The following is a 22037-nucleotide window of genomic DNA, read 5'->3' on the forward strand; positions in this document are numbered from 1 at the left end:
GTTGGCGAGGTGCAAGGCGGGTGAGGGGAAAGGGAGACGGTGGAGGCCGGAAGTTCGGGTGGCGTTCGCGGAACAGTGCTGCGCATCAAGGGGCTCAGTTACGACGTCGGGGGCCGCGAGCTGTTCACGACCTTGGACTTGGATGTGCGGGCCGGGGAATCGGTGGCGATCACCGGGCCGAGTGGTTCGGGGAAAAGCACGCTGCTCTCGTGCGTGCTCGGCTTGGTACGCCCGGCGGGCGGCACGGTAGAAGTGGCTGGAACGGATGTGACCCGCTTGCGAGGGGCGGCGCTTGCCCGGCACCGCAGCAGCAAGATTGGCATGGTCTTCCAGTTCGGAGAGTTGTTGCCCGAGTTGTCTCCGGTCGACAACGTGGCACTGGCCGCACTGCTGGCCGGTGTCCCCAAGGACACGGCCTACCGCAGGGCACACGAACTGCTGGAGGAACTGGGTGTCCCTCTGACCGGGGCCAGTGAGCAACTGTCGGGTGGGGAACGCCAGCGGACGGCCGTAGCAAGGGCGTTGATCAACTCACCGGCGCTTTTGCTGGCGGACGAACCAACGGGCGCCTTGGACGCTGTTGCCCGGGAACGAGTAGCCGATGTGCTGTTCGCGATGCCCGGTCGACACGATTGCGGGTTGCTCCTGGTCACGCACGACCCGGCGGTGGCAGCGCGAGCGGACAGAGTCCTGGCTCTGGGCGACGGAACGTTGTCCAAGGCCGACGATGCCGGGACAGGGGCTCGATGAAGCAGCACGGGATCGGCCGGCACTTGATGCGCATCGGCCAAGCGGCCGGGATGCGCGCCGAAGCCGGCCGCGTTCGATTCGTGGCTCTGATGGCCGCGACAGCCGTCCTGGCACTGGGGGTAGCTGCCCTGGTCGCCGCGCACGCCACGTATGACGGACAAGCCAGCCGCGGACTTGCGCGCGGTCCGGTAATGCAGGAGGAACGGCCCGATCTGACCGCCCGCGCCTTGTGGTCTACCGCCAACGACTCCGTGCGCGGCAGTGGCCCCTTCTCAGTGATTTTCATTGCTCCCCTGGCCGAGGACGCACCGCTGCCCCCTGGGCTGAAGCGATGGCCGGCGCCGGGCGAGGCGGTACTCTCGCCGCGCCTGGTGGAAATGGGCGCCGCCGAAGGCATTCGCGAACGCTATGGCCGCGCGGTCGGGGAGATCACCACCGACGGTCTGCAGACCCCCGACGAACTCCTGGCCTATATCCACCCCCGCTCCGGTCTCACGTCTGAGGATGCCAAGCCGATCGTGGGCTACGGCCCCGGCCAGGGCTACGTGTCCTACACCGTGGGGCAGCTGGATTACGCCAAGCCCGAGTGGACCTTCCAGATCATGCCGGCAATCCTCGGCCTCCTGCCTGCTGGGGTCCTGCTGGTGGTTGCCGCGCGGGCCGGGGCTCATGGTCGCGACCGGCGCACCGCACTGGTGGAGGTTCTGGGCGGCACTCCACGGTCCCGGGCATTGATCGTGCTGGGCGAGGCGTGGCTGCCCGTCCTCGCCGGTGCCATAGTGGCGTTGGCTGCCGTCGCCGGTTCATGGACGGCCGACTTCCGTCTGCCGTGGACCGGCCACGTCCTGGCTGCCACCGACATGAGGGCATCGTGGTGGGCTCTACTGCTGGGTGTCCTGGTTGCTGTGTCCGTCGTACTGATCGGCACGGTCGCCACTGATCGCCTGGTCAAGGCCCGCGGCGGCGGTAACCGGCCTACGGGTGCCCGGCGTGCACCGACCCGCTGGGCGCTGCTGTGCCCGGTGCTGCTGCTCGTGGCCGTACGCGGACCGGACTTCTTCGAGCCAGGATCCACCTCGTATGTCATGGTCAACTGGGTGGCGGCCGCAGGCACCCTGGCCACCCTGCCGGCGGCTGTCGCCGTCGTCACCGCCAATTTGGGCCGGCAGCTCAGCCGTGTCGGTCGGCGGCTGGGCAGCCCCGGCCTCCTGGTGGCAGGGCAGCGTACGGCAGCCCATCCCGGCCCGGTGGCCCGTATGACCGCCGGCGTGGTGGTGGCTCTTGGGCTGCTCATCCAGGTGGTGGCCTGGCAAGGGCAGTTCGGCCAGTCGGTCCGTGAAGCGCAGGCCACCGTCGACCGCATCGGCAACAGTGCACTCGTCCTTCAGCCGGGCGGGACTGCCACAGCCCGGCAGATGAAGGCCTTCATGCAAACGCTGCCCACCGGGGTCGAGGCCGTCACACTCGTTGATTCCCCGGAGAAGAACACCTTGACCGTGCAAGGCCTGTGCCCGCCGCTCACCACACTGGGCTTGTCCTGCACCTCGAGCCCCTACGAGCTTCCCGGCATCCCCAAGGACCCGCGCCTGCGGGAACTCGTCGGCTGGTACGCGGGCGAGAGCACGACGGTAGCCGTGCAGCAGTCAGACCCCGTCAGCAGAGCAAAGAACGCCGACGCCATCGCCCGTACGGTGCTGGTATCCCTGAATGGGGATGACCTTTCCGTCTCCGAAACGAAAAGGCTTGCCTACCGCGCGTTTCCGACAGGGGCCGACGTCGACACCGTCGGCGGGGAGTGGCTCGTCACCAGCCAGGTGAACAAGAACCAGGGACGATGGATTGCCTTCTTCGGCTTCCTGGGCATCCTCGTGCTGGCTGGCGCCTCAGCCATCACGGGCACGGCAGAGTTCTTGCGCAATGGGCGGGCGCTGGCACCCCTGACCATGCTGTCGGGGAACCGGCGCGTCTACTGGACCACGTCCGCCTGGAGCGTCCTCGCCCCGCTGGCGCTGGCAGGTCTTGCCGGCTGCGTCGTCGGAACATGGCTCGCTTTCCCAAAGACCACGGGGGGCGCCTCCTTCATCTCCGGAACGTTCCTCGCCGCCTGCGCCATGGCAGTCGCTGCAATGGGGCTTCTGGCATGGGGATGGAGCGCAACTGTCGCAGCGCGCCAAGCCACTGCCTGGCGGCCCCGCGGAGAATGACGCGGCGGCAACGGACTGCCATCGTGCCCTCCCCAATGTGATCGCATGCCGCTGGCTTGAGCGGGCGAGGCCGGAATCATGCGCCCGTACCGTTCTGCGCCTGCTGCGCGGTCTGGGCTGGGCGTCTGTCCGGGCTCGAAGGGGACGGGCACGGTGGGTCCGGCCAGCAGTCGGGCACTTTGCCAAAGTTCACCTCCCCGCACGGACGCACGTAGGACGAGACGAGAACTCGCAGATCGAGTAGGGCGTGCTGCTGCCGGGGGCGCTGGCCGATGGGAGCGCATAGAGGCCGTGCTGAGCGCCTACGACGCGGCTGGCCGGTCCGGTCCGGAGAGGTTGCGGCTGCACGGCTACGGCGCCGGCCAGCACCTGCGGCACCCGCAGATGCCGCGCCTCCCGCTACCGAGGCCCGATCACGGCATGAAGAAGCCCGGCCGTCGGGGGGAAGCGGACGGACGGGGCTGACAAGGGGGGCTAGGTACAGAGCGCGAGTTCGGCGGCGCCACGGGCTCGGTCGGGCAGCACGCCGCGGGCCTGGCTCATCAGATCCGCGTGCGGCAGCCTGGGGTCCGGAGTGGTCAGTGTGAAGCGGCCGGTGCGCAGGTGCCTGTGTCCGTACATCGTGGCTTCCAACTCGCTGCTCTCCTCCACTTCCAGCGACCAGGGGGTGTCGCGCAGTTCGATCGTCCCCGGCTTGGGCACCACGCGGGAACTCCAGCCCGTGCACAGCACCCATTCGGTGTGTGCTCGACGGGACTGGCCGGCGGCGTGACGGGCGGCCACGTCCATCAGGTGCGCGTCCGGGACGCCTTGGGCCGGGATGTAGCCGACGATCGCGGTGTCCCCGAAGTGGCCCGTGGTGGTGTATGCGACGACGCCCCAGGTGTCCGGCCACGTGTGCAGTAGCGGGAACACGGTCACGCGGCCGGCCCCGTCGATCGTCTTCGCCATCGTTGTCTCCTTCGGGAGGGGGCGGCCCCGCCCGAGTCTTCCGGAGCGGGGCCGCCGAGTTGGGCGGTTACGCGGCTGGGGCGCAGTCGTCGCCGCAGCCGGTGGGCGGGTTGGATCCGCTGCCGTCGCCGTCCTCGATGTCGGTGTTGTCCTCGTCGCCCTGGACGATCGCCCAGCGCTGCGGGTGGCGCATGGACCCGCCCCGGTCGGAGTTCCTGGCCAGGCGCATGCGGCCGGGGCGGGGGCTTGGTGGAGGTGCCGGTCGGGCGTGATGGGCGGCTCGTGCCACAGCAGGGTCACGCCGTGCTCCTCGCAGTAGGCGCCCGTCGCGTCCTCGACCGGGAAGGCGTGGTCGCCCATGACGCAGTCCGTCATCGCCGCGTCTGCCGTTGGATTTCCCGCAGTCGCGCGCCCACCCGGCAGCGCGACTCGTGGCAGTTGGGGCATGCTGCTGCGTGGTTGAGGACGGCCATATATGCCGCCAGGTCAGGCGGCGGAGCCGCGTCTTCCGTTCGGTTGGCCGGCTATGTCACTGCTCTGCCTCTCTGTCGAGCTCGGCCCACACGATGTCGCCGTTCGCGGTTCTGCTGTGTCCGAAGCGGGCTGCTATCGCGAGGGCGGTGAGGACTGCTATGCGAGTGACCGGCGCGAGATCCTCGGGGAGGTCCGTTTCGACGCGGATGCGGTCAGGCGTCTCGTCGAGCCGGGGCTCCTCGCCAGTCGCCGCGGTGAGCATCGCGGCGACAGCAGCGGCTTTGGTCTCAGCGGAACGCACGGGTACCCCTCGTGAGTACTCAATCACTCTTCGTGATGCCGAGCGCCCAGCTTCGAGACCTGATGGGTTAGCTTTGTCAATGTCGACGCACAACCTCGGAGTCGCTCAAATGCCCCGTGACACGCCGTACTTGCAGGTCGCCGACGCGCTGCGCGCCCGCATCAAGGCGGGCGAATGGGCCGTGGGCGACAAGTTGCCGTCCCGCGCCCGGTTTGCTGAGGAGTACGGGGTCGGGCAGAGCGTTGCCCAGCGCGCGATGGAGCGGCTCATCATCGAGGGCCTCCTCGAAGGCCGCTCAGGGTCCGGCACCTACGTCCGCCGGCCGCGCGAGCGCCTGCGCATGGTCCGCTCGCGCCACCGTGAACGCCGGGGCGGCTCGCCGTTCCGTGCGGACATGAAGGAGCAGGGCCGGGCCGGTACCTGGGAGTCGCGGAGCGAGGCTCGCACGCCGGCCCCGGATCACATCGCGGAGCGCCTGGCGATTGAGCCCGGTTCCCTCTGTGTCGTCACGCGCTACGAGTTCCTTGCCGACGGCCTGCCGGTCCAGCTGTCCGAATCGTGGGAGCCGATGGCCATCACTGATGGAACACCGATCGTGCTGCCCGAGATGGGACCGCACGCAGGCGCCGGTGTCGTCGAGCGGATGTGGTCCATCGGCGTCGACATCGACACCGCTGTGGAGATCCCGCGCCCTGCGCGCGCGAGCCAGGAGCAAGCGAACCTCCTGGGTATCAGTGCCGGCGACCTGATCACGGAGATCGAGCGGACGTACTACGACGTCGACGGGCGACCGGTGGAGACGGCGGACATCGTAGTCGCGGACGTCCGCTGGGAGATCGCTTATGAGATCGGCATACAGCGCGACTGAAGGGGTGCGCTCGACGTGCGCGTGGGGCCGGGGGGTGGCAAGACTGAGGTTATGACTGAAAAGGCGCTTCTTGAGGGCGGGCCGGACGATCTGCCGGAGCGGATTGTTCCGATCACGCCCCCCGGGCAGGAACTGAAGATTCCGCACCGCGGCGGGTACGAACACTTCAAGGTCACGACGCGGCACCAGGACAGTGACCAGGGGCGTGTGACCGTCTACCAGTGGTGGGAGCGGACGGAAATCGCCGAATAACGCCCTTCGCCGGGGAGGCGGTTGGCCGCGTCTGCAGCGGCGCCGTGGCTGTCCAGCTGATCGGTCGGATCGGGTTACGGGGCTGGTCGCGGCGCAGGCTGAGCTCGTACACCGCGATGTCGTGTACGACGTGCAGGTGTGAGTGGTCTGGGGCCGTCCCCTGATGGCGTACAGTTGTGTTTAACGACGCGGGGTGGAGCAGCTCGGTAGCTCGCTGGGCTCATAACCCAGAGGTCGCAGGTTCAAATCCTGTCCCCGCTACTGAAGAAGAAAACGAAGGCCCGGATCTCGGAAGAGATCCGGGCCTTCGTCGTCCGTCCGGGCGGGCCTTGGACCGTCGTCACTCGGTTGGCCGACCCCCGATGGCCGTGCGGCGCGGCTACGGCCAGCCTGGGTGGGGCGCGGTACCGTCCGCAGCCGGGTGCGCGGCGAGCAGGAGACCACAGGTGGGGAAGCAAGGCGGTGCGGGCAAGGCTTCGCGGTTCGTCCGGGCGCTGCCGGCGCTGCTGATCGTCGGCGGGTGCGCCTTCGATCTCGCTACGCCGCCGAACTTCACCGCGTCGCCGCTCTTCGCCGCCGCCCCGCTGATCGCCGCGCCGCTCTTCTCGTTCCTGGGCACCCTGGTGACCGGCGGCGTCGCGACCGCCGCCGTCGTCGGGCTGCACCTCTACAACGGCACCTCGACGCACGTCGAGTCCGTGACCGAGCTGATCACCATGATCACCGTCGCCGTCCTCGCGCTCGTCATCAACCGCGTCGTACGCCGCAGCGGCCGGCAGCTCGCCTCCGCCCGCACCGTCGCCGAGGCGGCCCAGCGCGCCGTGCTCCCCGTACCCGCCGACCGGATCGCCGGGATGCACATCGCCGCGCGGTACGAGGCCGCGCAGGCGGACGCCTTCATCGGCGGGGACCTCTTCGCCGTACAGGACACCCCGCGTGGGGTGCGGCTGGTGGTCGGCGACGTACGCGGCAAGGGGCTCGAGGCGGTGGAGGCGGTGGCGGTCGTCATCGGGGCGTTCCGGGAGGCCGCCGAGCAGGAGAGCTCGCTCGAGGGCGTCGCGCAGCGGCTGGAGCGGGCGCTCACGCGGGAGGGCGCGCGGCGCGCCGGGCTGGACGCCTTCGAGGGGTTCACGACCGCCGTACTCGCCGAGATCCCGCGCGGTGAGGCAATGGTGCGGGTGGTCAACCGCGGGCACCCTGAGCCGCTGCTGCTGTACGCCGACGGGGATGTCGCGGAGATCGTGCCGGCCGCGGCCGCGCTGCCGCTGGGGATGGGCGAGCTGGGCGCCTGGCCGGACCGGGCGCAGGAGTACGCGTTCCCGGCGGGCGCCACGCTGCTGCTCTACACGGACGGCCTGTCCGAGGCGCGCAATGCCGCGGGTGTCTTCTACGATCCCGCCGCGCGGCTGCGCGGGCGGATCTTCCCGGGGCCCGAGGAACTGCTGGACGCGCTCACCGACGACGTACGGCGGCACACGGCCGGAGCCGCCACGGACGACATGGCCCTGCTCGCGGTCGGGCGGCCCGCCGAGGGGCAGCAGGACCGCCGCAGGACCGTGAGCCTGGTCAGGCGGGCCCATGCCCACCGTCTGCCGGACGGCCGAACCAGTGCAGGCTCTGGCCGTGCGGGGCCGTGAAGGCGACCGCGCGCTCGTCGATGGCGAGGGTGAGCAGGTGCTCGTCGTCGGGGGCGGGCGCGTCGAGCCAAGGGAGCACGGTGTGGTGCTCGTTGGAGATCCAGTGGCCCGGCAGTGCGCGCACGAGCGCGGCGAACTCCTCGCGGCGGGCGAGCGGCAGGTACGTCAGTACGGCGGTGTGGAAGACGACCAGAGTCGCGTCCGCCGGGGCCTCGGCGGCCAGCGCCGGGAGTTGGTCGACGAGGTCGCCGCGGACGATGCGCGGGCGGGGCGCCGTACGTACGGCCTCGATGGCGGCGAGCTGCTGCCGGGGGCGGTCCACCTGGCCGGGCCAGATCAGTGACTGGAGCCAGCGGACGTCGTCCTCGTCGGTGGTGTCGAGCGGGTTGAGATCGATGCCTGCCCGCCATGCGATGTCGGGGAGCGCGGTGGGGAGGGGCGCGGGGCCCTCCGTACGGCAGTCGAAGGTGACGGGGGAGGTGCCCAGGGTGGCGCCGCCGTTGTAGCGGTAGGCGTAGCGGTCGGGGTGGAGGCACAGACCGGCGGAGGCTCCGACCTCGATGAGGGCGAGCGGCTGGGGGAGCGCGGCGAGGAGGGGCAGGAGGGTGGCGCAGCGGGCGGGCTCGTTGGTCTGGGTGAAGCGGGCCAGCATGACTTCGCGTACGTCGTCCCAGTGGGCCAGGGTCCAGGCGCGGAAGGGCGCCCACCGGTCGTACGGGCCACCGAGGAAACGGACGGCGGCGAGGAGGAGATTGGGCTGCTGCTTGTTGCCGGGCGGCAGGGCGGCGATGAGGGCGCAGAGGTCCTGGTCCTCGCTGATGCGGGCGGTGAGTTCGGCGTAGGCGGGAGAAACGCCGCGCGCCTGCTGCTGGGAGAACTCGCGGTAGCGATCGGCGACCGACTGCGTGCTGTTGAAAACCATGTGCCGAAGCTAGCGCCCCATCCGGCGCCGCGACCGTGCGTAATCGCGATATGCCCCTCCGCATAACAATTGACGAACCGTCATGGTGGAGATGTTTCCTGAGGGGCGGTCAACTCGTCCGGCTGTGGGCGTTTGTGTCCTGGTTGGTTCAGGCCAATGCCCTTAACGATCAACAGGAACAGCTTGGAAAGCATGCCCGGTGTCTATTAACGTTCGATAACGCAGCGCGGTCGTCCCAGTCGTCGCAAGAGACGGCACCGTGCGCACGCGCCGAATTCCGCAAGGGAACCGGGGAACCATGTTCCTTGGGGTGAATCGGGTCATTTCGTACCAACGAAGCGGCCCGTAGGAGACCTTCCTGCTCCGAACCCGTCAGCTAACCCGGTAGGCGAGAAGGAAGGAAAGGAGCACGCCTCCGTGGCGTCCAACAGTCCTGCCCCCCAGGCGACCCTGCCCCCTTACGGGGTACCCCGCGACAGTGAGAATCACGTCGGCGGGGAAGAAACTTGGGAAGAGTGGAATCCCACTGAGGAATCCGTCCGGCCCGTACGCGGCCGCCACCGCGTCGCCAAGCAGCGCGGCGGACTCGGTCGCAGCTCCACGGTTCTCGGCGTCGGCGTCATAGCCGCGGTCGGCGCGGGCGGCATCGCCACCGCGCAGGACAAGCCGGCCATCTCGATCTCCCTCCCCGACCTTCCCGACTCGTTTACGGACTCGCTGCCCGACGCCAAGTCCCTTCCCGGCGTCGGGTCTTTCATGTCCGACGACTCCGGATCGGGTTCGCGGGCGGGCACCCCGGGCGAAGCGGTCCTGGCCGCCGCCCCCCTCACCACCGCGGGCGTCACCACCGCCGACGCGCAGCAGGGCACCACCGACGCGGGCGAGGCGCTGCGCGCCCGCATCCTCCAGCAGGCCGAGCAGCAGCAGGCCGCCGCCGACGCCGAGGTGAAGCTGGCCGCCGAGAAGGAGGCCGCCGAGAAGGCCGCGGCCGAGGCGAAGCAGCAGCAGAGCGCGGCGGAGGCCAAGGCAGCCGAGGAGAAGCGCGAGGCCGAGGAGAAGAAGCGGCAGGCGGAGGAAGAGGCCGCGCGCAAGGCGGAGGAGGAGCGGCTGGCCAAGCTCGCCGCCAGCTACTCGCTGCCCACCTCGTCGTACACGCTCACCTCCACCTACGGCCAGTCCGGCTCGATGTGGTCCTCCGGCCAGCACACCGGCCTCGACTTCGCCGCCCCGACGGGCACGCCGGTCAAGGCCGTGCACGGCGGCACGATCAAGTCCGCGGGCTGGTCGGGCTCGTACGGCTACCGCATCGTCCTGGAGCTCCCGGACGGTACGGAGGTCTGGTACTGCCACCTCTCCTCGATGACCGTCACGTCCGGCGATGTCGGTACGGGCGAGGTCATCGGCCGCGTGGGCGCCACCGGCAATGTGACGGGGCCGCACCTGCACCTCGAGGTGCACACGCCCGGCGGCGCGGGCGTCGACCCGGCGGCGTGGCTGCGCGGCAAGGGTCTTTCCGTCTGACGGCAACCTCCGCAGTCCCCGGCAGTCCTGGCGCACGCCCCCCGAGCCAGGGCTGCCGGTCTGTGTGTACGGCGCAAGTCCCCAGCCCCAGTTCGGGAAGGGGCGGGTAGGGAAAAGCGCCGCAGGCACCGACCAACGGCCGCCTCCGTCTGAGACCCGCTACTGCTGCCGGTACGGGTTGTACGCGGCGTAGTTCCGGTGCGGTGCGGGGTGCTGGGAGGGCGGCGGCCCGTACCCGTACGGCTGCCACGGTGGCTGCCACGGCGGCGGTGTCCGCAACCGCCCCGTCGCCCGCGCCGCGTACTCCAGGGCCGGTCCCGCCACCTCCCTGCGCTGCCACAGGTGGTGCAGCAGCTCCTGTTCGCGCGCCGTGAAGTCCGGGCCCACCGTGCCGCGGTGTGCCCGGTGGCGCAGGAAGGCGAGGGATGTGGCGAAGGCCTCGTACTCGGCGACGGCCCGGGCGGCGGCGCGGCCTCCGGGGGCACCTGCTCCGTGCGCATGTGCTCCGTGCGTACGGGCCGCCGCGTCCCGCGCCAGCGAGCGGGCCCGCATGGAGGAGAGCGCGAGCGGCTCGCCGGGCAGCAGCCAGCCGGCGGCGGCATAGGCGGGCAGCTCGGCGGCTATCGTGCCCAGCTCGCGCTGGCGCGTCCAGACCACCAGCCAGGTCAGCAGCGCGAAGGCGGGGACCATGAAGCAGGCGTACACGAGGTAGAAGCCGTACCCCCCGAAGACCGCCGAACCGTTCCACAGGGCGTGCATGCCCATGGCGAACACCAGGCCGAGCAGCGGCAGCGCGATGCGCCGCCACCGCCCCCGGCGGCGCGGCGGCGCGAGCGCGGCGAGCCCGAAGCCGATGCCTGTCAGCACCGTGAACAGCGGGTGCGCGAACGGCGACATCACTATGCGTACGAAGAAGGTCGCCGCGGTCACCGACGCGAGGCCGGAGGCGCCTGCTTCCTGGTCCTCGCCGAAGGCGTTGCCGAGATAGAGGATGTTCTCGGTGAAGGCGAAGCCGGTCGCCGTGAACCCGGCGACGACCACTCCGTCCACGATCCCCGTGAAGTCCCGTCTGCGGAAGAGGAAGATCAGCAGCACGGCCGCCGCCTTCGCGCTCTCCTCGACGACCGGGGCTATCACCGTCGCGCCGAGGGATTCGGCCCCCGCCGGGTCGGCGGTGGCCGTGGCTATCCAGCGGGTCGCGAAACTGTTCGCGATGATCGCGACGAGGGCGGCGGCGAACGCGCCCCAGGCGAAGGCGAAGACGAGGTTCCGCCAGGGCTCGGGCTCCACCCGGTCCAGCCAGCGGAACGCCGCGAGCAGGAGCGGCACCGGCAGCACCGCGAGCCCCAGCCCGACCAGGAAGCCATGCGTGCCGGTCTGGTCGCGGACGATCGCCAGGATCACCAGGGCGCAGAGCGCGAGGACCGTGAACACCGAGCCCGCGCGCACCGCCCTGATGCGCCACCAGGCGCGGCGCGGCTTGTAGCGCCAGCGCGCAGGCGGCGGTCCGGCGGCGAACTGCGGCTGCTGCTCACAGTCCGGGACCGCCGGGTGCTGCCGGGGATGCGGAGGCGACTCGTACACCCGTCGACCCTAACGAGGGTCACTGACAACTGGCGATGGCGCCTCTACCGGCTTACCGCCTTACCGGCTCACCGGCGGCGGAAGAGAAGGTCGTGCACGACATGGCCCTTGTCGAGGCCCTGCCCCTCGAAGCGGGTGAGTGGCCGGAAGGCGGGCCTCGGCGCGTAGCCGCCGTCCGGCACGGTGTTCTCGAAATCGGGGTGCGCGGTGAGCACTTCCAGCATCTGCTCGGCGTACGGCTCCCAGTCGGTCGCACAGTGCACGATCGCGCCGGGCACGAGGCGGGGCGCGACGAGGTCGAGGAACTCGGGCTGGATCAGGCGCCGCTTGTGGTGGCGCTTCTTCGGCCACGGGTCGGGGAAGTAGACGCGCAGGCCGGCGAGGGAGGCGGGCGGGAGCATCTCGCGGAGCAGGATGATCGCGTCGCCGTTCGCGACCCGGACGTTGGTGAGGCCGGCGCGGTCGGCGAGACCGAGGAGATTGCCCTGGCCGGGCGTGTGTACGTCGACGGCGAGGATGCCGGTGGTGGGGTCCTCGGCGGCCATCTGGGCGGTGGCCTCGCCCATCCCGAACCCGATCTCCAGGACGACCGGCAGGCCGCGGCCGCCGAAGAGCTCATCGAGGTCGAGGACGCGGTGGCCGTCGATGTCGAGACCCCACTGCGGCCACAGCCGCTCCAGCGCCTCGGCCTGCCCCGTGGTCACGCGGCTGCGCCGCGGCTGGAAGCTGCGGATCCGCCGCTCGTGGTGCGACCCGGCGGGGTCGGGCGCGGGGCCGCCGGGGAAGCGGGGCTCGCCCTTGGCACGGTGGAAGGGGGAGACGTGGGGGGCGACGGCGTCGGGGTGGACGCTGGAGAACTCAGACACAGTGCTCCCGATTCTACGGCGCGGTCGGGAGGACCGGGGCGGGCTGCTCCTGCGGAGCCTTTTCCCCTCCGCGCCCCTTCCCGCGGTGACACTTTGCGGCTCCGCCGCGTGTGTGGAGGCGAGCCCCCAGCCCCCCCCGGACGCCCTCCGGGCGTGTCCTCAAGCGCCGGACGGGCTGCCCCGGGAAGGGGCGGCCAGGGGAAAGCGCGCAGCACACCTCCCGGCACGCCCCATTGCACCTAACGTTCCCGCGCACCCGGTACCCGTGCCGCACCGGAACGCGCCCACCCCCGCCCGGCAGTCCACGGTGGCAGGAGGGGATGTGCCGGGGTGCTCCCCGCACCGCACCGGAACGCGCCCACCCCGTCCGGCAACCCACGTGCCAGGAGGGGACGTGCCGGGGCGCTCCCCGCAGGGGCCGGGGTGCGACCCCCCCCCCCCCCGCCCGGCAGTCCACGGTGGCAGGAGGGGACGTGCCGGGGCGCTCCCCGCAGGGTGTTGAACGCAACCACCCAAATGAATCCGACGTACCCGAACGTTCGACGCCCGAGGAGACGCCCCGGCGCGGCACCGACCCCAACGCCCCCGAAACCGCCCCGCCCCGCCCCCGGCACTCCTAAGTCGCAGCCCCCGAGGCCCCCGCCCCGCCCTCCTAAGCCGCCGCCCCCAAAACCCCCAGCGCCCGCCGAGCCACCCGCCTCCCGATCGGGAGTGACGCCGTCGCGGCCGGGGAAGGGGCGTTCAGAACGTGGATGATCCGCGGCGTCTCGCGGATCAGGAAGTCGTCGACCAGCGTCCCGTCCCGCAGCACCGCCTGCGCCCGCACCCCCGCCGGCGCCGCCCGCAGATCCGCCGCCGTGACGTCCGGCAGCAGCCGCCGCACGGCGTCGGTGAACGCGCGCTTCGACATCGAGCGGTGCAGCTCACCCGCCCCGTAACGCCAGTGCCGGCGGGCGATCCGCCAGGACCCCGGCCAGCCGAGCGTCCCGGCCAGCTCGCGCGGCCGGATCGCCGACCACGCGTACCCCTCCCGCGCGAGCGCCGGCACCGCGTTCGGCCCGACGTGCACGCCGCCGTCGATGCCCCGGGTGAGGTGTACGCCCAGGAAGGGGAACGCCGGATCCGGCACCGGATAGACCAGCCCGCGCACCAGCTCAGGACGCGCAAGCTCGAAGTACTCCCCCCGGAAGGGGACGATCCGCATCCCGGGGTCGTCGCCCGCCAGCCGCGCCACCCGGTCACAGTGCAGGCCGGCGCAGTTCACCAGGACCCGCGCCCGCACCACCGCCCCGTCCGCCGTACGCACCGCCACACCCCACGGCCGCCGGTCCACCACGGTCACCTCCGCGCCGTACCGGATCTCCGCGCCCGACGCGCCCAGGCTCTCCGCTAGCTGCCCCGCGACCGCCCCGAAGTCGCACACGCCGGTCGTCGCGACCTGGATCGCGGCCAGCCCCCGCACATTCGGCTCGTACTCCTCGATCTGGGCCGGCCCCAGCTCCCGCACCGGAATGCCGTTCTCCCGCCCGCGCTGCACCAGCGCGTGCAGCCGCGGCAGCTCCTCCCGCTCGGTCGCGACGATCAGCTTGCCGGTGACTTCGTGCGCGATGCCGTGCTCCGCGCAGAACTTGATCATCTCGGCCGCGCCCCGCACCGCGTACCGCGCCTTGAGCGAACCCGGCCGGTAGTAGATGCCGCTGTGGATCACGCCGCTGTTGCGCCCGGTCTGGTGCAGCGCGGGGCCCCGCTCCTTCTCCAGCACCGTCACACGCGTGCCGGGCGCGGCGCGCGTGATGGCGTACGCCGCCGAGAGCCCGACGATCCCCGCACCGATCACCAGCACATCGCAGTCGTACGTCATCGATCGCTTCACCTCCCGCCGCGGCCGTCTCGTCCGGGGAGAGCGCGCCCCGGACTCCCGATGATGCACCGACCCACTGACAACGCCTTCATACCCGGGGGAGAACGACCCTCACGAAACGCCTCACGAAACGCCTCACGAAGCGCCTCACGCCGGCGCCACCAGCAGCGGCCGCGCCCGCTCCCGCAGCTCCGCGACCCGCGGCTCGTCGCCGTACGGCTCCAGCCGGTGCAGCAGATCCCGTACGTACTCCGTGGTCCGCGCCGACGAGATCCGCCCGGCGACCTCCACCGCCCGGGTGCCCGCCGCGCACGCCGCGTCCAGATTGCCCGATTCCAGCTCCGCGACCGCCGACACCACCAGCCGCAGCCCGTGCGAGCGTACGAACTCCTCCGTCGGCCGCGACAGCGCCTGCTCCGTGAACCGCCGCACCTGCCGTGGCGCCTTCAGATCGCGGTAGCACTCCGCCGCATCCGCCGCGAAACGGTCGTACGAGTAGAAACCCAGCCAAGTCGGATCCGGGTCGCCCTCCCGCGCCCGCTCCAGCCACCCCTCCGCCGCCTTCAGCGCGCCCCCCGCTGCCTGCGCGTCGCCCGCCTTCGCGTGCGCCCGCGCCTCCACCAGCCGGAAGAAACTCATGGTGCGGGCGGTGGCCAGCCCCCTGTTCCGCTCCAGCGCGGCCTGTGCGAGGTCGACCCCCTCGTCGGCGAAGCCCCGGTAGGTCGCCTGGAGCGACATCGAGGCCAGGACGTACCCGCCCAGCGGCACATCCGCCGCCGCACGCGCGAGCCGCAGCGCCTGGATGTAGTAGCGCTGAGCGGCCTCCTGCTGCCCGGTGTCAAACGCCATCCACCCCGCCAGCCGCGTCAGTTCGGACGTGGCGCCGAAGAGCGAGCGGCCGACGTCGTCGCTGTACGAGCCGAGCAGCAGCGGGGCCGCGTCAACCCGTAAGCACTCGGGGACCATCGACGAACGCCAGTCCCCGCCGCCGTACTTGGAGTCCCAGCGCCGCGCGTCCTCCGCCGCCTCCCGCAGCTTGGCCACGTCCGCGTGCCCCACCCGCAACGGCGTCGCGTCCGACGCCGACTCGTCGGAGGACGCCGTCGCCGCGGAGTCCCGCGCGACCGACGAATCGGCGGGCGTTATCAGCCACCGCGACGCGGGCGTGGCGTACGCGCTGACCGCGAACGAACCGGCCAGGGACTGCCAAATGCCGCCGCTGCCCGCCCGTCGGCCCGCCAGATCCAGCCGGTACAGCTCGGTCGCCGACCGTACGGCCGCCGATACGTCGCGCGGGAAGGCGAGGCCCACCTCCGGCGCGGGGTCGGCGTCCGCCAGGCCGATCTCGTGCAGCGGCACGGGACGGCCGAGCTTGGCGCCGATGGCGGCGGCGATCAGATGGGGCGCGGCGCCTTGCGGCACCATGCCCTTCGACACCCACCTGGCCACCGACGTCTTGTCGTAACGAAGTGTCAGGCCGCGTTGCGACCCGAGATCATTGACCCGCCTCGCCAGGCCGGCATTGCTGATTCCCGCGAGGGCGAGAACCGTGCCGAGCTTTTCGTTCGGCCCGCGTTGCTCCCTGGACATGCGCCACCCCTCGACACAGACGGCCGTCCGGCGGGGACATTCCCAGCCTTACCGCCCGCACAACCATGCGGCCAGCCCAGCCGGAATATGCGGACCGCGCAGGACATCAGTTGAACCCAGCGTAGTTCTCCGCCTCCCGACCGTTAAGGGGCGGTGGTCCGTATGGCGAGATTCGTGTAGTTACACGAACGCCCGTGCTCCGCCCCGTGCTCCGTGTGTGTGGCCGTGCGCCCGCCCTGCGCTCTCGTCGGGCCGGCCCGGGAGCCGCTTCCATGGGGCTTGCGTGGGTCGGCCCGCTGCACTGGATCCAGTGGGCTGGGGGACACCGCCGCCTTCATCCCCGCGGGCGGCGGCCCGGTCCGGGAGGCGAACAGCGCCTCCCGGACTGTGCGTTCCCCGTCGGTTCCCCGCGGTACCGCCGCGCTCGCAGAATGGCTGAATGGCGTCTGTCGCCCAAACCGGCCGAAGTCCTGCGCGCTGCGGGCGCATTGACTTGCCCGTACGCCCTCCGTAGGCCCTCCTGCGTGCCGTTGTCGTGGCAGCATGGTCCCGAAGCTACTTCGGTACGTGCGTTTGGTTGCCCACAGCCTGTGGAGGCGGCGATGCGGTGGTTGGTGGGGTGGAGCAGTGTCGCCGCGAGCTTCGGGACGGTCGGAGCGGTCGGCCCAGCCGGCACCACCATCCCTTCCTCTGCCCATTCCGATTCCGATTCCGAATCTCTCACCGTGCATCCCGTCGGCTCCCAGCTGCTGTGGGGCGACCCCGACCCCCTGTGGGCCGTCGGCGACTGGCGCCCCGACGAGGTACGTACCCTCAGCGTCGACCCCTTTACCCGGATCGCCGTCCTCGGATGCTGCGGCGCGTCCGACGAAGAACTGCGCGTCGGCCTCTTCGCGGCGCGCGGCGGCGCACTGCGGCACCTGACCGCATGGTCCGGCAGTTATACGGCCGTCGTCCAGGTCGGCCGCCGCGTCACCGTGGTCGGTGACCTGGCAGGTGCGCGCCCCGTGTTCTATACGCCCTGGGCCAATGGCACCGCGTACGCCACCGCCGCGCTCCCGCTCGCCGACCTCATCGAGGCACAGCTCGACATCGGCCATCTCGCGGCGCTGCTCGCCTGCCCCGACGTGCCCGAGGCGTTGCGTGACGGCACGCCGTACGCCGGCGTGCGGCGCATTCCGCCGGGGCACGCGCTGGTCCTGCGCGAGGGTTCGCGCGAGATCACCGGGTACGAGCCGGTGGCGTCCCTCGCCGTAGCGGCAGCCCAACTCGACCCGGAGCGAGCCGTGGACGGCGTCCGGGAGGCCCTCGTCGAAGCGGTACGGGCGAGACTCACCGCACCGCGCCACGCCCCCGAGACCGCGCCCCCCGACCCGGGGCCCGTCCCCGGCATGGGCCCCGCCGATCGCCGGGCCGCCCGCGGCGCGCCCGTCCCAGGCATCGGCGCCGACCTCTCGGGCGGCAGCGCCTCCGCCACCCTCGCCCTCCTCGCCGCGGGCCTGCCGGGCCTGCCCGGCACGGTCCTGGGCCACGGCACGGGAGCGGGGGAGCGGCTGCTGGCGGTCACCTTCAACGACCTGACCGCCGAAGGCCCCGGAGCCGAGGCGGAGTTGGCGCGAGCCGGCGCCATCGCCGCCAACCCCCGCCTGCACCACGTGGTGGTTGCCGCAGGCGCCGAAGCCCTCCCGTACGCCGACCTGGACAGCGGCCCGCTCACCGACGAGCCGGGTCCCTCCCTGGTCACTTCCGAACGCCACCGCCGCCGCCTGGCCGCAGGCAGCGCCGACCACTTCACCGGGCACGGCGCCCGCCAGGTCCTGGACGCCCACCCGGCGCGCCTCGCCGACCTCCTGATGGACCGCAGACGGCGCGACTTGCTGCGCCCGGTCGCGGCCCTCGCCAAAGTCGAAGGGCCGTCCGCCCACTCGCTCTTCGTCCCGCTGACCGTCTACCGCGCCGCCCGCCGCCTCGCCCGTACGCCGTACCGCGCGGGCATCGAGGAGGCGGCGGCCCGCCTCATGGACCGCCGTTTCGACGAACCGGGCAGCAGGGGCGCGGGCCCGGGCGGTCAAGCGACGGCCCTGGACGCCTCGCTCGCGGCCCTCGCCTGGACCAGGCCGGGCCCTGCGGCGCGTTGGCTGACGGGCGAGGCGCTGGCTGAAGTATCGGTTCGCCTCCAGGCGTCGGCGACCAGGCCCTCTTCGGTGCAGCGCCCCGGTGAGGCCCGGGCGCGGGCAGCCCTGGCCCGGGCGGCGGCCGACCACCGGGTCTTCGAGCAGGCCGCGGAGGTCCGCAGCCAGCGCCTGCACGCCCCGTTCCTCGACAACCAGGTCGTGCGGGCGTCCCGCGCCCTCCCCGAAGCCTTGCGCGTCCAGCCGGGCGCCCGGGCGGCGATCCTGCGCGCCGTCCTGTCGGGCGCGGGCATCAAGGACTTGCCCCCCGGTTGGGGCGCCACGTCCCACGCCTCCTCGGCGGCGGCGTCCCGGGCCGGAGTACGCGCCGCGGTGGGCGACTTGATCGCCCTCTTCGACGCGCCACTGCTGGCCGACGCGGGCCTGATCGAGGCCCGCGTCGTACGCAAGGCCCTGCGTGCGGCGGCCGACGGCGAGCCGGTCCCCCTGGACGGCCTCGCGGACCTGGTCTCCACGGAACTGTGGCTACGCCGCCTGGTCTCCCGCCGTGGAACGTGCTGGACGGGCACGGCGGCCCCCCGCCAGCGCGCGGTGGCAGGAGGCGTTCCGCCCCGCCGAGCGCTCTGACGGGTCGGTGCCCTGCGGGACTTTTCCCCAGACCACACAGACGCCCTACGGGCGTGTCCTCAAACGCTGGACGGGCTGGAATTGTCTGGCAGGGCTGGATTTGCCGCGCAGCGGAGCATCCCCGCTCAGCGGTACCATCCAGCCCCTCCGGCGTTTGAGGAGCGGGGTCTGGGGCGGAGCCCCACGCGGCGGAGCCGCAGAATGTCACAGCCGGGAAGGGGCGGGGTGGGGAAAAGGCCCGCCGCAGGCGCCAGCCCCACCGCACTGCCCACCTACCCCCCGCAGCTGATCCGCGACTGAGCCCAGTCCGCCAGCACCATCGACTCGTACGGATGCTCCGGCTCCACCACGAGCCGGATCGACTCCCGCCCCGAGATGCCCGCCCGCACCGGCACAGCCGCCTCACCACCGCGAACGATCCCCGACTGCCACAGCAGCGCACCGTCCCCGTACAGCGAGAAGCGCGCGGCCCCGACGCCCATCGTCATGTCGTCGATACCGACGAGCGCGTCATAGGTGGCGCACGCGCGATTGAGGTCGATGGTGACGGACGACTTCGCGTGCGTCGTCACCCCGTTCCCGTACCGCACACCACCGATCGACATCCCGTAGCGCTGCCACAGCCAACTGCTCTCGCCGATCCGCACCTCGGGCTTGGTGTGGTCGCCGAACGTTCCGTAATCCAGCGCGTTCACCTGGTAGACGACCGACGCGGGCGGCGGCGGTGGCGGCGGCGTCGGTTCCGGAGGCGGCGTGGGCTTCGGAGGCGGCTTCGGCGGCGGAGGAGGCTCGGGCGAGGGCGCCTTCGGCGTGGGTGCCGCCCTCGTCGGACTAGGAGTAGGGGTAGGCGTAGGCGTAACCGACGGCCCCGGCGGAGCCACCGGCCGCGGCTTCGGCGCCGGCGGCGCAGTCCGCACCGGCGGCTCCGGACTCGGCCGCTGCGGTACGACGGGCCGCGACACCGGCGGCTTGGCCACCGGCTTCGGCTTGGGCTTCGCGTCGTCACCAGCGAGCGCGAACACCACGCCCGCGGCCACCGCCGCAGCCACCGCCGCACCGAGGGCCACCTTCGCCGGGGCACCCAGCGCTTCACCCCCGGCGGCACCGGCCGAACTCGAACCCGCGCCCGCACCCGACCCCGCGCCGGTCGCCGCAGCGGCAGCCCCCGCGCCGGCCGCCCCCGCCGCACCCGCCGCTCCACCCACCACCAGACCGGCGGCCTTGACGACGTACCCACCGGCGAACCAGCCGATGACCGCGATCGGAAGCAGCGCCGGAATCCCCGCGTTGACGTCGCTCAGCTCACCCGCGGCCATCCGGCACTTCGCGCACTCCTCCAGATGCTTGCGCAGCCCCCGCTCGGCCCGCATCCGCAGCCCGCCCCTTGCATACGCGCCCAGCCGGTCGGCGTACCGCGCACAGTCGCCGCCCGCGGTCAGCGCCGTGCTCACATGCGCCTGGAGATACGCCTGCTTCAGCCCTTCCCGCGCCCGGCTCGCCAGCACGGCCGTGGCATTCGCGGTCAGCCCGAACAGCGGAGCCACATCGCTCGGCGACTCCTCCTCGACCGTGGTGTGCCACAGCACCGCCTGCCAGCGCTCGGGCAGGCTGCGAAACGCCTGCATGGCCAGCGTCTGCTCCGCCTCATGCATGGCCCGTACGTCGGCCCCGAGGTCCAGGGTGTCGTCGTCCGACGCATCCGCCAGCCGGTCGGACTGCGCAGCGAAGAGCGCGAAGTCCTCAACCAGATGCTCACGTTTGGTGGTCTTCGTCCATGCCGCGGCCACCCGCCGCACCGTCGTCAGCAGATACGCCCGTACGGCGTGCCGGGGCCCCGAGCCCCCGCGCACCGCCTGCAATGTGCGCGCGAAGACTTCCGCCGTCAGGTCGTCGGCGGTGTGGGCGTCGCGGCAGCAGGTACGGGCGTACCGGCGGACGGCGGCGGAGTGCCGACGGAACAGCTCTTCGTACGCACTGTCGTCGCCCCCGCGCATCCGCTGGATCAGCTCGGCGTCGGACGTCGAAGGCTGCGCGCTGCCGCCCTCGCGCTGCATGGGGACACTCGCGTCGTCGCCGTCCACGGCGGCCGGCCACGGCCCCGGCAGCACGGTCCCGCCGGCTCCGTACCCCTCTCCGTGAGCGTCAGGCTCGCCGCCGCCGCCGCCGTCGCTGTCACCGTCGCTGTCCGCCCGGCCCCGGCCGGGCCCCGCCTGGCTCGGCACCTGTCGCGAAGGCAGCCCGCCGGACTCCATGCCGACACGGTCGAGCGGCTCGTCCCGCCCCTCAACACCCATAGCGGAAGCCCCCGTAAGCACCCTCGGACCCGGAAATACCGGCCAAGAATCCCACAGAGCGCACCACGGCCCATTGCTCCAGCCGGGCAACCACTCATCCGGGGAGTTTTCCCGTATTCAAGCACTAGCCTTCACCCGAACGGGGAAGGGTGACGGGTTCAAAGACGCCGGGGAACAGACCGTCGGCCCGCCCGTCCGCCACGTGGCGCGAACAAGCGGACCGACGGCCGAACACGTGCCTACGCGCCTAGACCGGCCGGGACCGCAGTCCTTCCAGCAGGATGTCCAGCAGCCGAGCGGAAGCCGCCGCCTGCTGCGCCGCGTCCGGCAGCGAAGGCGCCGCCGTGGCTATCACCAGCAGCACATCGGCCACCGTCACATCGCCACGCAGCTCACCTGCCGCCCGCGCCCGGGCCACCAGCCGCCCCACGACCTCGAGCAGCTCCGCGGCACCCGCGTCGTCACTCCCCAGGTCGTCGGGACCGGCACCCGTGGGCCGCTGCTCGACCAGCCGAAGCTCAGGCGCCGCTGAACCCGTCACCGAACCCGCCGCCGAACCGACCGCCGGAGCCACGGCCTGCCGCTGCTGCGGCACCCGCGCGTCGCCCGACACCAGCGGCAACTCACCGCCGTCTCCGTCGCCACCGTCCACGCCCACCCGCAGCACCTGCGGCGGAAGCAGCCGGCCTGCGCCGGACGCCACCGAAGTACGCAGGAAGCGGGACAGCGCCGACCAGGGCTCGTCCTCCTGCCCCAGGGCCGTACGCGCCTGATCGGTCAGCCGGGAGGTCTCCTCCTCGGCTATTCGGCGCACCAGTACGTCCTTGCTCGGGAAACGGCGGTACACCGTCCCGACGCCGACCCTGGCGCGTCGCGCCACGTCCTCCATCGGCGCCCCGTAGCCCAGCTCGCCGAACACCTCGCGAGCGGCCCGCAGTACATGCTCAAGATTGCGCTGTGCGTCCACACGCAGCGGCGCGGAGCGTGGTCCTCCGGTCCCCGCGCGCCCGTTGCCGTCGGATGCGACGGCAGTCTGCCAATGAGAGTCCTGAATGTGCATCAGCGTTCCCCCGGTAATGATGTCTCCCCCCGGAGACTCCCCGCCCTGATAGTCGGCCGGGACCGCAGACCCGGCCGCCCCGACGAGATACGAACATAGTTGAGCGCGCGTAGATACAGAAGGGGGTAGTTCCGTACGGAGCG

18 protein-coding genes, 1 tRNA gene and 1 riboswitch are annotated in these 22037 nt (G+C 71.9%); of the genes, 9 read left to right on the forward strand and 10 right to left on the reverse strand.

Annotated features, from left to right (window positions below; genetic code table 11):
- Positions 1 to 75 precede the first annotated feature (75 nt).
- Both ABZX79_RS15165 and ABZX79_RS15170 read left to right on the forward strand, forming a co-directional pair.
- Complete coding sequence (locus ABZX79_RS15165) at positions 76 to 750, forward strand: ABC transporter ATP-binding protein (protein ID WP_355256402.1); 675 nt, start codon at positions 76 to 78, stop codon at positions 748 to 750.
- Complete coding sequence (locus ABZX79_RS15170; protein ID WP_355256405.1) at positions 747 to 2954, forward strand: ABC transporter permease; 2208 nt, start codon at positions 747 to 749, stop codon at positions 2952 to 2954. The genes ABZX79_RS15165 and ABZX79_RS15170 overlap by 4 nt, the downstream gene beginning before the upstream one ends.
- A 474-nt stretch (positions 2955 to 3428) precedes the next feature.
- On the opposite strand, the gene ABZX79_RS15175 is transcribed toward ABZX79_RS15170, so the two are convergent.
- From ABZX79_RS15175 to ABZX79_RS15185, 3 genes are all read right to left on the reverse strand, one after another.
- Positions 3429 to 3905: a hypothetical protein gene (locus ABZX79_RS15175; protein WP_355256408.1), complete on the reverse strand. Its 477-nt coding sequence runs from the start codon at positions 3903 to 3905 to the stop codon at positions 3429 to 3431.
- 67 nt (positions 3906 to 3972) lie between these two features.
- A complete protein-coding gene (locus ABZX79_RS15180) occupies positions 3973 to 4134 on the reverse strand; it encodes a hypothetical protein (RefSeq protein WP_355256411.1) in 162 nt (53 codons plus the stop codon).
- Between the two features lie 300 nt (positions 4135 to 4434).
- Positions 4435 to 4680 carry a hypothetical protein gene (locus ABZX79_RS15185; protein WP_355256414.1) on the reverse strand — a complete coding sequence of 82 codons (246 nt, stop codon included), beginning with the start codon at positions 4678 to 4680 and terminating at the stop codon, positions 4435 to 4437.
- Between the two features lie 109 nt (positions 4681 to 4789).
- On the opposite strand from ABZX79_RS15185, the gene ABZX79_RS15190 reads away from it, so the two are divergent.
- From ABZX79_RS15190 to ABZX79_RS15210, 5 genes are all read left to right on the forward strand, one after another.
- On the forward strand, positions 4790 to 5548 hold the full coding sequence (locus ABZX79_RS15190; RefSeq protein WP_355256417.1) for a GntR family transcriptional regulator: 759 nt from the start codon (positions 4790 to 4792) through the stop codon (positions 5546 to 5548).
- Positions 5549 to 5599: 51 nt separating this feature from the next.
- Positions 5600 to 5800, forward strand: a complete 201-nt coding sequence (locus ABZX79_RS15195; protein WP_355256420.1) for a DUF5988 family protein — start codon at positions 5600 to 5602, stop codon at positions 5798 to 5800.
- Between the two features lie 31 nt (positions 5801 to 5831).
- The gene (locus ABZX79_RS15200; protein ID WP_355256492.1) at positions 5832 to 5942 is read left to right on the forward strand and encodes a hypothetical protein; all 111 of its coding nucleotides are present in this window, start codon (positions 5832 to 5834) and stop codon (positions 5940 to 5942) included.
- A 45-nt stretch (positions 5943 to 5987) separates the two neighbouring features.
- Positions 5988 to 6061, forward strand: a tRNA-Met gene (locus ABZX79_RS15205).
- A gap of 185 nt (positions 6062 to 6246) precedes the next feature.
- Positions 6247 to 7437 (forward strand): PP2C family protein-serine/threonine phosphatase, encoded by a 1191-nt coding sequence (locus ABZX79_RS15210; protein ID WP_355256422.1) that lies wholly within the window; start codon positions 6247 to 6249, stop codon positions 7435 to 7437.
- Here ABZX79_RS15210 and ABZX79_RS15215 read toward each other — a convergent pair.
- A complete protein-coding gene (locus ABZX79_RS15215; RefSeq protein ID WP_355256425.1) occupies positions 7367 to 8359 on the reverse strand; it encodes a DUF2332 domain-containing protein in 993 nt (330 codons plus the stop codon). The two genes, ABZX79_RS15210 and ABZX79_RS15215, sit on opposite strands and share 71 nt — an antisense overlap.
- A 258-nt stretch (positions 8360 to 8617) precedes the next feature.
- Positions 8618 to 8765: riboswitch (cyclic di-AMP (ydaO/yuaA leader) on the forward strand.
- Between the two features lie 44 nt (positions 8766 to 8809).
- Here ABZX79_RS15215 and ABZX79_RS15220 point away from each other — a divergent pair.
- The gene (locus ABZX79_RS15220; RefSeq protein ID WP_355256495.1) at positions 8810 to 9880 is read left to right on the forward strand and encodes a M23 family metallopeptidase; all 1071 of its coding nucleotides are present in this window, start codon (positions 8810 to 8812) and stop codon (positions 9878 to 9880) included.
- Positions 9881 to 10039: 159 nt separating this feature from the next.
- Here the strand turns inward: ABZX79_RS15220 and ABZX79_RS15225 are convergent, their stop codons facing one another.
- The 4 genes from ABZX79_RS15225 to ABZX79_RS15240 all read right to left on the reverse strand — a co-directional run bounded on the left by ABZX79_RS15225 (position 10040) and on the right by ABZX79_RS15240 (position 15781).
- The gene (locus tag ABZX79_RS15225) at positions 10040 to 11464 is read right to left on the reverse strand and encodes a PrsW family intramembrane metalloprotease (RefSeq protein WP_355256428.1); all 1425 of its coding nucleotides are present in this window, start codon (positions 11462 to 11464) and stop codon (positions 10040 to 10042) included.
- A 68-nt stretch (positions 11465 to 11532) separates the two neighbouring features.
- A complete protein-coding gene (gene trmB / locus ABZX79_RS15230) occupies positions 11533 to 12330 on the reverse strand; it encodes a tRNA (guanosine(46)-N7)-methyltransferase TrmB (RefSeq protein WP_355256431.1) in 798 nt (265 codons plus the stop codon).
- Between the two features lie 652 nt (positions 12331 to 12982).
- On the reverse strand, positions 12983 to 14191 hold the full coding sequence (lhgO, locus tag ABZX79_RS15235) for an L-2-hydroxyglutarate oxidase (protein WP_355256434.1): 1209 nt from the start codon (positions 14189 to 14191) through the stop codon (positions 12983 to 12985).
- A 147-nt stretch (positions 14192 to 14338) separates the two neighbouring features.
- Entirely contained in the window at positions 14339 to 15781 is a 1443-nt protein-coding gene (locus ABZX79_RS15240) for an MFS transporter (RefSeq protein ID WP_355256437.1), read from the reverse strand.
- A 602-nt stretch (positions 15782 to 16383) separates the two neighbouring features.
- Here ABZX79_RS15240 and ABZX79_RS15245 point away from each other — a divergent pair.
- Complete coding sequence (locus ABZX79_RS15245; RefSeq protein WP_355256440.1) at positions 16384 to 18540, forward strand: asparagine synthase-related protein; 2157 nt, start codon at positions 16384 to 16386, stop codon at positions 18538 to 18540.
- A gap of 272 nt (positions 18541 to 18812) precedes the next feature.
- Here ABZX79_RS15245 and ABZX79_RS15250 read toward each other — a convergent pair whose 3' ends face one another.
- Positions 18813 to 20834 carry a sigma-70 family RNA polymerase sigma factor gene (locus ABZX79_RS15250; protein ID WP_355256443.1) on the reverse strand — a complete coding sequence of 674 codons (2022 nt, stop codon included), beginning with the start codon at positions 20832 to 20834 and terminating at the stop codon, positions 18813 to 18815.
- A 247-nt stretch (positions 20835 to 21081) separates the two neighbouring features.
- Entirely contained in the window at positions 21082 to 21894 is an 813-nt protein-coding gene (locus ABZX79_RS15255) for a helix-turn-helix domain-containing protein (protein WP_355256446.1), read from the reverse strand.
- Positions 21895 to 22037 lie beyond the last annotated feature (143 nt).

It is taken from the genome of Streptomyces sp. NPDC002994 (assembly GCF_040611155.1).
In the GTDB taxonomy this organism is placed as follows: Bacteria; Actinomycetota; Actinomycetes; order Streptomycetales; family Streptomycetaceae; genus Streptomyces.

Bases quoted from the DNA above. Each gene is read 5' to 3' on its own strand.
- ABZX79_RS15195 (WP_355256420.1), top strand. From the start codon at position 5,600: ATGACTGAAAAGGCGCTTCTTGAGGGCGGGCCGGACGATCTGCCGGAG.
- lhgO (WP_355256434.1), bottom strand. From the start codon at position 14,191: ATGACGTACGACTGCGATGTGCTGGTGATCGGTGCGGGGATCGTCGGG.
- ABZX79_RS15215 (WP_355256425.1), bottom strand. From the start codon at position 8,359: ATGGTTTTCAACAGCACGCAGTCGGTCGCCGATCGCTACCGCGAGTTC.
- ABZX79_RS15250 (WP_355256443.1), bottom strand. From the start codon at position 20,834: ATGGGTGTTGAGGGGCGGGACGAGCCGCTCGACCGTGTCGGCATGGAG.
- ABZX79_RS15255 (WP_355256446.1), bottom strand. From the start codon at position 21,894: ATGCACATTCAGGACTCTCATTGGCAGACTGCCGTCGCATCCGACGGC.
- ABZX79_RS15180 (WP_355256411.1), bottom strand. From the start codon at position 4,134: ATGCGCCTGGCCAGGAACTCCGACCGGGGCGGGTCCATGCGCCACCCG.
- ABZX79_RS15170 (WP_355256405.1), top strand. From the start codon at position 747: ATGAAGCAGCACGGGATCGGCCGGCACTTGATGCGCATCGGCCAAGCG.
- ABZX79_RS15240 (WP_355256437.1), bottom strand. From the start codon at position 15,781: ATGTCCAGGGAGCAACGCGGGCCGAACGAAAAGCTCGGCACGGTTCTC.
- ABZX79_RS15190 (WP_355256417.1), top strand. From the start codon at position 4,790: ATGCCCCGTGACACGCCGTACTTGCAGGTCGCCGACGCGCTGCGCGCC.
- ABZX79_RS15175 (WP_355256408.1), bottom strand. From the start codon at position 3,905: ATGGCGAAGACGATCGACGGGGCCGGCCGCGTGACCGTGTTCCCGCTA.
- ABZX79_RS15245 (WP_355256440.1), top strand. From the start codon at position 16,384: ATGCGGTGGTTGGTGGGGTGGAGCAGTGTCGCCGCGAGCTTCGGGACG.